Below are 12,785 nucleotides of genomic sequence, written 5' to 3'. Positions count from 1 at the left end.
GAAACTGGGACTCTGCCCCAGACCCCGACGTGCGGATCCGTTGCCGCCTGCGGCGGAGAGCGGCCTGCGGCCGCGTCCTCAAACGCCGGACGGGCTGAAATGTGCGGACCGTGACCAGCACAACAGCCCGTCCGGCGTTTGAGGACAACGCGGCGAAGCCGTGTTGCGGGGTCTGGGGCGTAGCCCCAGTTTCGGGAAGGGGCGGGGCTGGGGAAAAAAGCCCGCCGCAGGCGCCCGTGCCCCCGTCACCCCCGTAGCGCCGACCAAAGCACCGCCCCCAACCCCCGCAGCGCCGGCCGCGCCGTATACGCGAACAGCAACCGCCCCGTCCCGTCCGCCGTGCGGTTGTGCACGAACCACGGTGGGACAGGCGAGAGCCCCCGCGGTGCCGGCCGGAACGGGCCGGTGAGGACCGTCCGCTCCGCGCCCGGCAGCAGCAGCGCGTTGTGGACCACCCCGATGCCGCTGCCGACGTCGGCCGGCGTGTGGCCGGGGTACGCGCCCCACACCGCGCGCGGCAGCGCGTAGCCCACCGCCGTCCAGCAGTTGACGCCCACCGTCCCGTACCGGAGCCGGGCCACGGCTTCGTCGAAGCGGGGGCCGAGGGCGCGGAGCGTCCGGGGGTGGGCGAGGAGATTCACGCCGAGCGTGCCCGCGAGCGCGGTGTCGCAGAACTCCACCGCGTGGTCGAGGAATTCCGCCGGGGTCCGGCCCGGGAGCGCCGTGACGGCGAGGACGGGCGCGAAGAACTCGGTGCGGAAGGCCGGGTCGCCGGCGTCCGGGGCGATGCCGGGCAGCAGCGTACGCGGCACCTCGGCGGAGTCCAGCAGCTCGACGCGCGTGCGGCCCGCGACCGCCCGCGCCTGGCGTTCGGCCGCCCCCGGGTAGTAGGCGGGGCGCGCGGGCGCGGTGCGCAGCGCCGACCGCAGCTCGTCGAGGAACTCCGCGCGGGCGTCCCAGTGTTCGGGCAGGACGAGCACCTGCACCGCCGCGCAGTTGAAGCCGTTGTTGCTGAGCTTCTGCGCCGCCAGGTGCCGCGCCTGGTGGCGCAGGTCCGCCCGGTGCCACGGGCCGGGCAGCACGACCGCGGCACCGACCCCGCCGAGTTCGCTGGTCACCGGCTTGTCGAGCAGGGGGCGCCCGGCGGCCTTGCGGGCGGCGCCCGCGGGGCCCGGACCGAAGACGACCGCGTCGTGCGTGGCGGCGCTGCCGGTGATGTGCACGGCCGTGACCGCCGGGTCGCTCACCAGCGCGGCCCCGACCGCCGCGCCGCCCGTGGTGATCCGTACGAACCCGCGCGCGACGAACGGCGCGAAGACCTCCCGCAGCAGCGGCGCGAGGTAGTCGTTGACCGGATTGAGCTTGAGCAGGACCACCGTCCCGGCGGCGTACAGCTGGTGCAGTACGTCGAGGGGCGCGATGGAGTTGATGTTGCCCGCGCCCAGGACGACGCAGACCCCGCCGCCCTCCGGCCGCGCGCCGTGCCCGGCACTGGCGCGGGCTCGCGCCTCGTCCACCCCGGGCGCCAGCCACACCTCGGCCCGGTAGCCGTGCATCAGCAGCCGGTCCGCGCTGTCGAACGGCAGGACGCGGACCGCCGTGCGCCCGCCGGGCCGGGTGGTGAAGCGGGCACCCCGCAGCGGATCGCGCCCGTCACGGACCGCGGTGAGCGTGCGGGCCAGCGCGTCGACGTAGCGGAGCAGCGGATAGGGACCGGTGAGCCACTCCTCCCCGGCGGCGGCCGAACTCGGGGCGACGCCCTTTGCCCGGCACGACCACGTCACCCAGCGGTCCGCCACGGCGACGATCCGCGGCCGCGCCGCCAGCAGCAGCTCCAGCCTCCCGGCGACCGGGAGTGCCGCCCACTCGGCCGCGGCACCGCGCAGCACCTCCGTGTCCTGATGCGACGGCTGTGTCCGCTCCACGCGCGCCCCCTCGAACCGCGTACCGCTGGGAATCCCCGCACCGAACATGCCTGGATCCGGGGGCTGTTGGCAACGGCGCGGCGCCGCGCACCGGCCCGGCGTACGAGCGGTGGACGTCCCGTAGACACCCCGCAGACCCGGCTGCGCCTACGTTGCAGGCATCGGCACTGCCGCAGCCCCGCAGCGCGCACCCCGCCAGGAAGCAGGTCACCGATGAGCGCGGTCATCATGGTCGATCCCGAGCGGCTCCAGCAGTTCGGCGCCCCGCAGGGAGCCGTGTTCTGCCTGGTGACGAACCCGGAACTGACGCAGCGGATCGAGATCGTGCGCACCGGCGCGTACAAGGACCACCTGATGGTCCCGATGGCCGAGGGTGAGACGTTCGAGGAGGTCCTGCGTGAGCGGATCCCCGAGCCCGCCCACGTGCTGGCGATCTCGCCGCACGCCTTCTTCGCCTCGCCCCGCCCGGAGGATCTCGGTCCGCGGCGCAAGCTGATGGCGATGGCCTGCAACTCCACGCCCACCTCGCTGGAGACCGTCCGGCACTTCCTGCGGGTGATGGAGCGCACCTCACCGGCCGAACAGGGCGCCTTCTCCGACGCGTTCTTCGAGCACCTCGAAGCCGCGGAACACCTCGTCTACCGCGACGACCGGCGCGGCACCCGGGCCGTCCTGCAGCATCTCGCCGACGGCCTGGAGTGGAACCAGCAGGCGGGCCCGCTGGAGTGGGGTGAGCAGCAGATCGTGCCCTCCGGTGAGATCAGCGTGCTGCCGGTGGAGATCACCGAGTTCCACGAGGACATGCGGTTGCCCCTGGAGGGCGAGATCGTCCTGAGCGGATACCCGATCCTGCACAACGGCACCCCCTCGTACACCCGCCGCGACCAGGCCCGCGTGCACGGCCGGCTCGCGGCGATGACCGGCAACGCCGTCGTCGCGCGCGTCGAGGCCGGGGCCATCACGCACCTGCGGGCCGACACCCCGGGGGCGCGGCCGGCGGTGGAGATGCTGGAGGCGATGTTCGCCGTCGACTCGCGCTACCGCATCGTCTGGGAGATCGGCCACGCCCTCAACACCAGCCTGGACCTGCTCCCGGGCAACCACGCGATGAACGAGGTGTACGGCGGCACACAGGGCTGCCTGCACTGGGGGCTCGGCCTCACGCCGTACACGCAGTACCACCTCGACATCATCGCGCCCGGCACCACCGTCCACACCGACACCGGGACCCGTGTCCTGGGCGTCGAGGGCGGCTACACCGAGGACCGTGTCGCCGCCACCGCGGCGGGTTCCCCCGGCCCCGCCACCCCATGAACTCCCGCATGGGAGAACGCCACCGAGTTGTCCGGAAGGAGGATCCGCCGTGCAGCAGACCGAGAAGAAGATCAAGGTCAAGAAGAACAGCAACTACCTGGGCACCCTTCTGGGCTGACCCGGCCCGGCCGGCGGAACCGGCCGCACGGCGGGCCGAGCGCGCGCCCGGCCCGCGGCCGTCCCCGCCGCGTCAGGAGGCGGGTGGGCCGGCTGATGCCCGGCCCACCCGCCGAACCCCAGCGTGGCACATCCCCGACGCCGACCCAGGAGGAATCCCGTGGCGCCCCCACTGGTCGTACGCCCCGCGGCGTACCGGCAGTTCGCCGCCCCCAAGGGCGCCTTCTGCCTGGTCACCGACGAGGCCCTGGCCCATGGCGTCGTCATCGAGGAGCCGCACGGCCACGACGGGGCGCTGATCGTCGCCGCCCGCCCGGGCGACACGCTCCAGGACCTCCTGGCGACCCGGATCCCCGAGGCCGCCGACGTGCTCGTCGTCCGCCCCGGCGCGTTCGTCACCTCACCCGCCCCGGCCGCCGTCGGCAGCCGCCGCATCGCCGTCATGCCGTGCGGCTCGACGCCCGTGGAGCGGGAGCACCTGCGGTACTTCCTGTCCGTCCTCGAACGCACCGACCCCGACGCACAGGCGGCCCGCGCCGACCGGTTCTTCGCGGGCCTGGAGCAGGCGGACACCCTGCGCATCGTCGACGCCGCCCAGGGCACCACCTGCGCCCTCGGCCTCGACGACCCGGACCTGGAGATCAACCTCCAGGCCGGCGTCCTCGCGCCGGGCGAGCAGCAGATCGCCCCCAGCGGCGAGATCAGCGTGCTGCCCATGCCCATCACCGGCTTCGACGCGGACCGCCGGCTCGCCCTCGACGGCGAACTCACCCTGCGCGGCTGGCCCATCGTGCACGCGGGCTACGACCGGGCCCTCGACGCGGCCCAGGACGCCCTCTTCCGGCAGCTGCTGCCCCTGCACCGGCACCCCGTCGTGATCACCGTGACCGCCGGGGCCGTCACCGCCTGCCGCCCGGGGACCGGCCACCCCGGCGCCGCGGCCGCGGCGAAGGCACTGGAGACGCTCCTGGACTCCGACGCGGGCTACCGGCCGGTGTGGGAGCTCGGCTTCGGCATCCACACGGAGATGGACACCGTCCCCGCCAACTGCGGGCTCAACGAGGTCTACGGGGCGGCGAACGGCGTGTTGCACCTCGGCCTGGGGCTGACCCCCTTCACGCGCTTCGCGCTCACCTTCCTGTGCCCCGGATCCGCCGTCGTGGACGGCGCCGACCGGGTCCTGCTGGGCGCCGGCGGTGCCCGGCGCCGCATCAGGAGGACGAACGCGCCGGGGTGCGGCTGTCATTGACGGTCAGTCATTACATCGGTGAACGGACAACGAGAGGACCGGCGATGACGACAAAGAACACGGGGTTCCGCACCCGGGTGGACGCGTACCTCGACCTGTGCATCAAGGACTTCTACGAGACCATCCCCTTCGCCCGCCACCAGCTGGAGTCGAAGGAGATCGACCTCGCCTACTACAAGCGCCACAACATCGAGACCATCCTCCGGCTGCGCCGCAAGCGCACCCTCGACGCCCTCGCCCTGCGCCACTGGACCAAGACCGACCCGGCCACGGCCAAGAAGTGGGCGCACTACACCGAGGACGAGATGCTGCACGACGTCCTCTTCGCGGCGGACCTCGCCAAGGTCGGCGTCACCAAGGAGGAGATCTACGCCACCGAGCCCCTGCTCTCCACCAAGCTGCTGACCGGCTACCTCCAGTACGGGCTGGAGTACGAGGACAGCCCGCTCGCGCTGGTCGCCAGCGTCTACTTCGTGGAGTACACCACCACCCGCACCCAGCCCTCCTGGCTGGACAACCTGGAGAAGACCCTCGGCCGCGACAAGATCAAGGGCCAGCGCGCCCACGTGGGCACCGACCTGGACGACGACCACGACGACTTCGTCTGGGACGTCCTGGCCGGCCTGGTCCGCACCCCCGACGACGAGCGGCGCACCCTCGCCCACCTGAAGGACATCTACCAGCTCTGGCAGCTGTACTTCCTGGAGCTCTACCGCCTCACCGTCGACCCCTCGCGGCGCCTGGACCTGCCCGCCCCCGTCGAGGCATGAGACGGCCGGGGCCCGACAGACCGGAACGAGCACCGGACGGGGACCGGAGAAGGAACGCACGCGAGCACGGGGGAGAGACGATGACGGTCACGGGGGACCGCGCGGACGTGGCACTGATACACCTCAGGCCACCGGGGGAGCTGACCGCGGCGCGCGAGGAGTGGCTCACGGACGGCCTCACCGCCGCCCTGCCCGCCCTGCGGATGCGGGAACTCTTCGCACACCGCCGCGACATGTTCCGCTCCGCCGGCCTGGTCACCGTGGCCGTCGACCCCGCGACCGGCGCCGCCGTCGGCGCCCTGGCCTCCCGCACCGACCGCCTCCCCGACGGGGCCGAACTGCTCCACGTCACCACGCAGTTCGTCGCCGAGGGGCTGCGGCACACCGCCGTCCTCCGCTCCAGCTGGGGCGCGCACTTCGACGCGCTCGGCCGCACCGCCGAGGACCTGCCGCGCCTGATCGCCCTCAAGACCTACAACCCCGTCGTCCTGATCGGCCTGCGGACCTTCACCCGGATCCCCGGCACCTCGCTCTACCCCGACTGCACGGGCGCACCCCAGGACCCCGCGCACATGGCACGCGCCCAGGACATCGCCGCGCTGCTCTCGCCCGGCCACCCCTTCGACCCCAGGACCGGGGTGATCTCCGGCATCGGGGTCCCCGCCGACCTCTATCCCGAGCGGCCCCTGTGCCGCGACGCCGGCGTCAACGCGTACTTCGCCCGCACCACCCGCCCGGGCGACCGCGTCCTGTGCGTGTTCGACGCGGGAAGCCGCGACGGCTCGCACGCCCTGCTGCGCGCCTTCCACGCGAGCGCGGCGCGGGCCCGGGGAGCGGGCCGATGAACCACCACCCGGCACAGCACTTCCGCGAGACCTACGCGGCGGCCCGCAGCACCTTCCTCGCCCGCGCGAGGGCCCGCGGCGCCACCCCACGCTCGTACCGCAACGACCGCGCCACCGGCCCCGGCGGCGAACCCCTGTGCACCGACGTCGTCCGCTTCGGGCCGCCCGGCGCGCGCCGCGTCGTCCTGTGCGTCAGCGGCACCCACGGCATCGAGGGGTACGCGGGCTCCGCCCTGCAGTCCGCGATCGTCGCCGACGGCTACCCCTACGGCGTCCGCGACGTCGCCTTCGTCGCCGTGCACGCCCTCAACCCCTTCGGCTTCGCCCACCGCCGCCGCGTCGACGAGGACAACACCGACCTCAACCGCAACTTCGTCGACCACACCCGGCCCCCGGTCAACGCCCGCTACGCCGAACTGCACACGGCCCTCGTCCCCGACGACTGGGAGGGCCCCGCCCACCGTCAGGGCGACGCCGCCCTCGGCGCGTTCGCCGCCGCCCACGGCACCCGCGCCCTCCAGCGGACCGTCACCCAGGGCCAGTGGACCCACCCCGACGGGCTCTTCTACGGCGGCACCGCCCCCACCTGGTCGCACCGGGTGCTGCGTGACGTCGTCACCGCGTACACGGCCGGTGCCCGCGCCGTCGCCTACCTCGACCTGCACACCGGGCTCGGCGCACCGGCCCAGGCCGAACCGATCTTCCGCGGCGGCCGCGACGCGGGCGCCCTGGACCGCGCCCGCGCCTGGTACGGCCCGGCGCTCACCGTCTCCGAGGACGGCACCTCCAGCTCCACCCCCATCACCGGCAACACCGCCGGCCTGGTCGCCGACGTCCTCGGCGACGGAGCACGGCTCACCGCGATCACCCTGGAGCTCGGCACGACCACGGGCCTGGAGGTCCTCACCGCGCTGCGGGCCGACAACTGGCTGTGGCTCCACCCCGGACACCGGCCCGCCCTCGCGGAGGACATCGGACGGCGGATGAGCGCGGCGTTCTACCCGGACGACCCCGGTTGGCGCGACGCTGTACTGAGAGCCGGGACCGGCATCCTCCACGCGGCGCTCGCCGGGCTCGCCCCCGAGGCGCGGCCCCGGCCCGCATGACCGCCACCTCTTTGCATTCCGCCGCATCCCGCACATCCCGCCGCGATCCGCCGCACCCGGCGCGCACAGAACGGACTGCACACGACATGTCGATCGGCTCGATGCCCCGGCCGCAGGCCGCCGGGCTGGACACGCTGCTGCGCGACCGGGCGCGGCGGACCCCCGAAGCGCTCGCCTTCCGCTTCGTCCTCGACTCCCGCGACCCGGACGCCCCCGGCAACACCCTCGCGGTGACCCACGCCGCGCTGGACACCCGCGCCCGCGCCCTCGCCGCCGCCCTGCGCTCCCGGGTGCGGCCCGGCGACCGCGTCCTGCTGCTCCACCCGCACGGTCCCGAATACGTCGCGGCGTTCCTCGCCTGCCTCCACGCGGGCGTCGTGGCCGTGCCCGCGAACCCGCCGGACACCCCCGCGGGCGCCGCCCGGGTGGCCGCGATCGTCCGCGACGCGCGACCCGCGCTCTTCGCGACCGACACCGCGCACCTGGCCGATCACCGGAGCACCCCCGCCCTGCGCGACCTCCCCGGCCTCGCCACCGACACCGTCGACGACAGCGCCGCGACCGCACCGGACCGCGCCGCGGCGGCCGGTGACATCGCGTTCCTCCAGTACACCTCCGGCTCCACCGGCGACCCGCGCGGCGTGGTCGTCACCCACGCCGGGCTGCTCGCCAACATGGCCGCGATGACCGACCGCTTCCGCCTCACCCCCGACGACCGCCTGGTCTCGTGGCTGCCGCCCTACCACGACATGGGCCTGATCCTCGGCATCCTGCTGCCCCTCTGCTCGGGCACGGACGCCGTCCTCTCCTCGCCGTTCGAGTTCATGGTCGACCCGCTGAGCTGGCTGGAGAACCTCACCCGCTTCGGCGGCACCTTCAGCGCCGCGCCCAACTTCGCGTACGACCTGTGCGTCCGCAAGGCCACCCCCGAACGGGCCGCCACCCTGGACCTGTCCGCCTGGCGGCTCGCCGTCAACGGCGCCGAGCCCGTGCGCCGGGCGACCATCGAGCGCTTCGCCGAGCGCTTCGCCCGCTCCGGCTTCGCCGCCGAACGGATCGCCCCGGGATACGGGCTCGCCGAGGCCACCCTCATGGTGTCCGGCCCCGACCCCGGCACCCGGGCCCGCGTCATCTCCCTGCCCGCACACGCCGGTTCACACGTCGTCGGCGTCGGCCGCGCCGTCGCCGGGACCGAGGTACGCGTCGTCGACCCCGTCACCCTGCGCACCCGCCCGGACGGCACCGAGGGCGAGATCTGGGTCCGCGGGCCCGGGGTCGCGGCCGGATACTGGCGGCGCCCGGACGCCACCGCCGCCGCCTTCGCCGCCCGTCCCGCCGACGCGCCGGGCACCGGCCCGTACCTCCGCACCGGCGACCTCGGCCTGCTGCGCGACGGCGAGCTCTATGTCACCGGGCGCATCAAGGACGTCATCATCGTCCACGGCCGCAACCACTACCCCCAGGACATAGAGGAAGCCGTCTGGTCCGCCGACCCCCGGCTGCGGCCCGGCTGCGTCGCCGCCTTCGACACCGAGGGCGCGGACGGCGGCAGCCGGCTGGTCGCCGTCGCCGAGTACGACGGCACGCCCGACGCCGCCACCACCGTCGGCGCGGCCGCCGGCCGGGCCGTCGTGCGCGCGTGCGGCCTGCGGCTGTCCGAACTCGTCCTGATCAGGCGCCGCACCGTGCCCAAGACCAGCGCGGGCAAGATCCGCCGCGGTACGGCCAAGGACGCCTATCTGCACGGCGGACTCGACGAGATCGCACGCGTACCCGCACCGCTCGGGGCGGTCCGCGGATGACCGCCACCACGGGGGAGCACCCCGCCGGGCAGCCGCGCACCGGCCTGGAGAAGACCCTCGGCGACGTCTGGACACGCGTCCTGGGAACCCCGGTCGGCATGGACGACAACTTCTTCGACCTCGGTGGCGACTCCTTGCTCGCCGCCGAACTCGTCGCCAGCGTCGAGAGCGACCTGCGGGTGCGGCTGCCCCGGCGCGGCGCCGCCGAGTTCGCGACCGTGCGGCGCATGGCCCACTGGATCACCACCAGCGCCCCCGAGGACGCCGCCGAACGCACCCTGGTCCGCTTCGCGCCGCCCGGCAGCCGGGGTCCCGCGCTGTTCTGCGTGCACGGCATGGGCGGCCACGTGCTGGTGCTGGGCCGGCTCGCCCGCCGCCTGGAACACCGCGTCAGGACGTACGGCTTCGAGTCCGTCGGCCGCAACGACGCCGCCCGCGCCGACCGCACCGTCCCCGCCATGGCCGCCCGCTACATCCGCCACATGCGCCGCGTCCAGCCGCACGGCCCGTACCTCCTCGGCGGCTACTCCATGGGCGGGGCCGTGGCACTGGAGATGGCGGCCACCCTCACCGCCGGGGGCGAGCGGGTCGGCCATGTGCTGCTCCTGGACTGCGACCTGCGCCCGCCCGACATCCCGGCGATCCGCGCCCGGGCCGTGGAGTTCGTCTCCCGCGCCCTGGGCCAGGACCCGCCGGTCACCGCGCCCTACGAGGAGGTGGACGCCGCGGCCGCCGAGATCTGCCGCCGCGCCGGCGGCGAGCGCACCGGCCTCACCCCGCACCAGGTGCGCCGCTTCGCCGCCGTCTACCTGGAGAACGCCCGCGCCCTGTCGGGCTACGAACCCCCGCCCTACGACGGTGACATGACGCTCATTCACACCCGCGAGGGCACCCACGGCACCGGCGGCACCGGCCCGGAGGACTACGGGTGGGGCCCCTACGCGGCCGGCGGCCGGTTCCGTGCCGTCCAGGTGCCGGGCGACCACTGGACGCTGTTCTCCACCCACGTGTCCGAACTGGCGGCGGTGTGCGAGACCGCCCTCGAAACGGCAGCAGGCCCGACAGAACGAGGAGATCGTGATGACCACAGTTGAGCACTCCGGCCGGCCCGCGGGCGCGGCCGACCCCGGCCTGCGCGAACGCGAGCTGCTGGACACCGCTCAGCGGTACAGCTTCCGCGGCCGCATCGATACGAGCGCCTTCTCCGGGCCCGTGTTCGCGTCCGCGCGCGGCTCCGTCGTCACCGATCTGCACGGCAACGACTACCTCGACTTCAACTCCGGCCAGATGTGCGCCGCGCTGGGCCACAACCACCCGCGTATCCTCGCCGCCATCCAGGAGGCGTGCGAGACGATGCTGCACGCCCACAGCAGTCACTTCAACGTCAAGGAGATCGAACTGGCGGCGAAGCTGGGGGAGTTGCTGCCCGACCCGCTCACCCGCAGCCTGTTCGGCGAGTCCGGCGCCGACGCCAACGAGCTCGCCCTGCTGCTCGCCCGGATCTACACCGGCGGCCGCGAGGTCTTCAGCCCGCACGTGAGCTACCACGGCCTGTCCGCGAGCGCCCGCTCGGTCACCTTCGCGGGCTGGCGGCGCGGCCACGGCCCGCTCTCCGGCGACTCCTACGCGCTCCTCGCCCCGTACTGCTACCGCTGCCCGCTCGCCAAGTCCTTCCCCTCCTGCGGCTTCGCCTGCCTGGACGCGAGCTTCGAACTCGTCGACGCCCAGGCCACCGACCAGCCGGCCGCTGTCATCACCGAACCGCTGTTCAGCGCGGGCGGCGTCATCGACCCGCCGAAGGGCTGGCTGGCGAGGCTGCGGGAGCTGTGCCACGAACGCGGCATGCTGCTGGTCGTCGACGACGAACAGACGGGTCTCGGCAAGCTCGGCACGATGTTCGGCTTCACCGACGAGGAGATCGTCCCCGACATCGTCACCCTCGCCAAACACCTCGGCGGCGGCGTCGGCATCAGCTCGGTCACCACGACCGACGCGATCGAGGACAAGGTCGTCGAGACCGGACTGACCGTCACCCGCTCGCACAGCAACGACCCGCTGCTGTGCGCGGCCGGGTCCGCGAGCATCGACATCGTCGTCGAGGAGGACGTGCCCGCCAAGGCCCGCGCGCTCGGCGCCCGCCTGCGCGAGCACCTGACCGCGCTCATGGAGCGGTACGAGATCATCGGCGACCTCCGCGGGCGCGGCATGCTCGTGGGCGTGGAACTCGTCAAGGACCGCGACACCAAGGAACCCGCCTTCGAGGCGGGCAACGAGATCGGCCGCCGGTGCTTCGAGGCCGGCCTCATCTTCAGCGTGCGCCGCGGCGGCAGCGTCCTGCGCTTCGTGCCCCCGGCCAGCACCACGCTCGCCCAGATCGACCAGGGCATGGAGACCCTCGCCAAGGTTCTGGAGGAGGTGAGCGCGGCCTCATGACCCAGCCGCTGCCCACCCGCCGCCTGGGGACCCTGGAGGTCTCCGCGCTGGGCCTCGGGTGCATGGGCATGACCGACTTCTACGGCGCCGCCGACCCCGACGCCGCCGTCAGCACCGTCCGCGAGGCCGTCGGCCTGGGCGTGACCCTCCTCGACACGGCCGACGTCTACGGCCCGCACACCGGCGAGGAACTCCTCGGCAAGGCCGTCGCCGGACTCCGCGAACAGGTCACCGTTGCCACCAAGTTCGGGCTCCGGCGGGGCCCCGGCAACACCTGGCTCGGCATCGACGGCAGCCCCGGCTACGCCAGGCAGTGCTGCGACGCCTCGTTGCGCCGGCTCGGCGTCGACCGCATCGATCTCTACTACCTGCACCGCGTCGACCCCGCCGTGCCGATCGAGGAGACCGTCGGGGCGCTCGGCGAACTCGTCACCGCCGGGAAGATCGGCCACATCGGTCTGTCCGAGGCATCCGCCGCCACGGTCCGCCGCGCCCACGCCGTCCACCCCGTGACCGCCGTCCAGAGCGAATACTCCCTGTGGTCCCGCGACGTCGAGAACGGCCTCCTCGCGACCCTGCGCGAACTCGGCATCGGCTTCGTCGCGTACAGCCCACTGGGGCGCGGCTTCCTCACCGGCACCCTGACCTCACCGGACGCGCTCGCCGAGGGCGACTACCGCCGCACCAGCCCCCGCTTCCAGGGGGAGAACTTCACGGCCAACCTGCGAGTGGTGGAGCCCTTGTGCGACATCGCCCGCCGGCACGGGGTCTCTCCCGCCCAACTCGCCCTGGCCTGGGTGCTGTCGCGGGGAGACGACGTCGTGCCGATTCCCGGGACGAAGAGATCGCGTCATCTGTGGGAGAACGTGGCGGCGGTGCGGCTCGCTCTGACGGAGGAGGAGTTGGGGGCGGTGGGGGAGGCGGTGACTCCGTCGCGGGCGGTGGGTGAGCGATATCCGGTGCATCGTATGGCTGAGCTCGACGGTTGACTCGGTCGGGGGCCCTGCGGGGCTTTGTTCCCCTACCCCGCCCCTTCCCGAAACCGGGGAGACCCCGGACCCCAGCACCCTTCGGGCGCGTCCTCAAACTCCCCCAGCGGTAGCTGGGGGAGTTTGAGGACACCGCGCGGAGCGCGGTTCGGGGGGTCTGCGGCACGCGCCCCAGTTTCGGGAAGGGGCGGGTAGGGGAAAACCCCCCGCCCCACCAGCCGCTCACGACAAGGAG

10 protein-coding genes are annotated in these 12,785 nt (G+C 73.8%); 9 read left to right on the top strand and 1 reads right to left on the bottom strand.

All coding sequences use genetic code 11. The features are described from left to right. Positions 1-245 precede the first annotated feature (245 nt). The gene (locus ACFY1P_RS06725; RefSeq protein WP_390749928.1) at positions 246-1,925 is read right to left on the bottom strand and encodes an aldehyde dehydrogenase family protein; all 1,680 of its coding nucleotides are present in this window, start codon (positions 1,923-1,925) and stop codon (positions 246-248) included. Positions 1,926-2,138: 213 nt separating this feature from the next. Here ACFY1P_RS06725 and ACFY1P_RS06720 point away from each other — a divergent pair, with 213 nt between their 5' ends. The 9 genes from ACFY1P_RS06720 to ACFY1P_RS06680 all read left to right on the top strand — a co-directional run bounded on the left by ACFY1P_RS06720 (position 2,139) and on the right by ACFY1P_RS06680 (position 12,550). After that, positions 2,139-3,239: a hypothetical protein gene (locus tag ACFY1P_RS06720; RefSeq protein ID WP_361525861.1), complete on the top strand. Its 1,101-nt coding sequence runs from the start codon at positions 2,139-2,141 to the stop codon at positions 3,237-3,239. A 277-nt stretch (positions 3,240-3,516) separates the two neighbouring features. Next, positions 3,517-4,605 carry a hypothetical protein gene (locus ACFY1P_RS06715; protein WP_390749927.1) on the top strand — a complete coding sequence of 363 codons (1,089 nt, stop codon included), beginning with the start codon at positions 3,517-3,519 and terminating at the stop codon, positions 4,603-4,605. A 44-nt stretch (positions 4,606-4,649) separates the two neighbouring features. Beyond that, complete coding sequence (locus ACFY1P_RS06710) at positions 4,650-5,375, top strand: iron-containing redox enzyme family protein (protein WP_390749926.1); 726 nt, start codon at positions 4,650-4,652, stop codon at positions 5,373-5,375. 80 nt (positions 5,376-5,455) lie between these two features. After that, positions 5,456-6,220: a hypothetical protein gene (locus ACFY1P_RS06705; RefSeq protein ID WP_361525869.1), complete on the top strand. Its 765-nt coding sequence runs from the start codon at positions 5,456-5,458 to the stop codon at positions 6,218-6,220. Beyond that, a complete protein-coding gene (locus tag ACFY1P_RS06700; RefSeq protein WP_390749925.1) occupies positions 6,217-7,326 on the top strand; it encodes a M14 family metallopeptidase in 1,110 nt (369 codons plus the stop codon). Before ACFY1P_RS06705 ends, ACFY1P_RS06700 begins: the two co-directional genes overlap by 4 nt. Positions 7,327-7,412: 86 nt before the next feature. After that, entirely contained in the window at positions 7,413-9,128 is a 1,716-nt protein-coding gene (locus ACFY1P_RS06695; RefSeq protein ID WP_390749924.1) for a fatty acyl-AMP ligase, read from the top strand. Then, positions 9,125-10,222, top strand: coding sequence for an alpha/beta fold hydrolase (locus tag ACFY1P_RS06690; RefSeq protein WP_361525877.1), 1,098 nt, complete (start codon positions 9,125-9,127; stop codon positions 10,220-10,222). Before ACFY1P_RS06695 ends, ACFY1P_RS06690 begins: the two co-directional genes overlap by 4 nt. Then, on the top strand, positions 10,209-11,561 hold the full coding sequence (locus tag ACFY1P_RS06685; protein ID WP_390749923.1) for an aspartate aminotransferase family protein: 1,353 nt from the start codon (positions 10,209-10,211) through the stop codon (positions 11,559-11,561). The genes ACFY1P_RS06690 and ACFY1P_RS06685 overlap by 14 nt, the downstream gene beginning before the upstream one ends. Then, positions 11,558-12,550, top strand: a complete 993-nt coding sequence (locus ACFY1P_RS06680; RefSeq protein ID WP_390749922.1) for an aldo/keto reductase — start codon at positions 11,558-11,560, stop codon at positions 12,548-12,550. The genes ACFY1P_RS06685 and ACFY1P_RS06680 overlap by 4 nt, the downstream gene beginning before the upstream one ends. Positions 12,551-12,785: the final 235 nt, after the last annotated feature.

This window comes from Streptomyces sp. NPDC001407 (assembly GCF_042895325.1).
Taxonomy (GTDB): domain Bacteria; phylum Actinomycetota; class Actinomycetes; order Streptomycetales; family Streptomycetaceae; genus Streptomyces.
This window is presented reverse-complemented; position numbering and strand designations above follow the sequence as displayed.

Excerpts from the sequence above, each read along its gene's own strand:
- ACFY1P_RS06720 (WP_361525861.1), top strand. The coding sequence starts at position 2,139 with ATGAGCGCGGTCATCATGGTCGATCCCGAGCGGCTCCAGCAGTTCGGC.
- ACFY1P_RS06710 (WP_390749926.1), top strand. The coding sequence starts at position 4,650 with ATGACGACAAAGAACACGGGGTTCCGCACCCGGGTGGACGCGTACCTC.
- ACFY1P_RS06705 (WP_361525869.1), top strand. The coding sequence starts at position 5,456 with ATGACGGTCACGGGGGACCGCGCGGACGTGGCACTGATACACCTCAGG.
- ACFY1P_RS06700 (WP_390749925.1), top strand. The coding sequence starts at position 6,217 with ATGAACCACCACCCGGCACAGCACTTCCGCGAGACCTACGCGGCGGCC.
- ACFY1P_RS06695 (WP_390749924.1), top strand. The coding sequence starts at position 7,413 with ATGTCGATCGGCTCGATGCCCCGGCCGCAGGCCGCCGGGCTGGACACG.
- ACFY1P_RS06690 (WP_361525877.1), top strand. The coding sequence starts at position 9,125 with ATGACCGCCACCACGGGGGAGCACCCCGCCGGGCAGCCGCGCACCGGC.
- ACFY1P_RS06685 (WP_390749923.1), top strand. The coding sequence starts at position 10,209 with ATGACCACAGTTGAGCACTCCGGCCGGCCCGCGGGCGCGGCCGACCCC.
- ACFY1P_RS06680 (WP_390749922.1), top strand. The coding sequence starts at position 11,558 with ATGACCCAGCCGCTGCCCACCCGCCGCCTGGGGACCCTGGAGGTCTCC.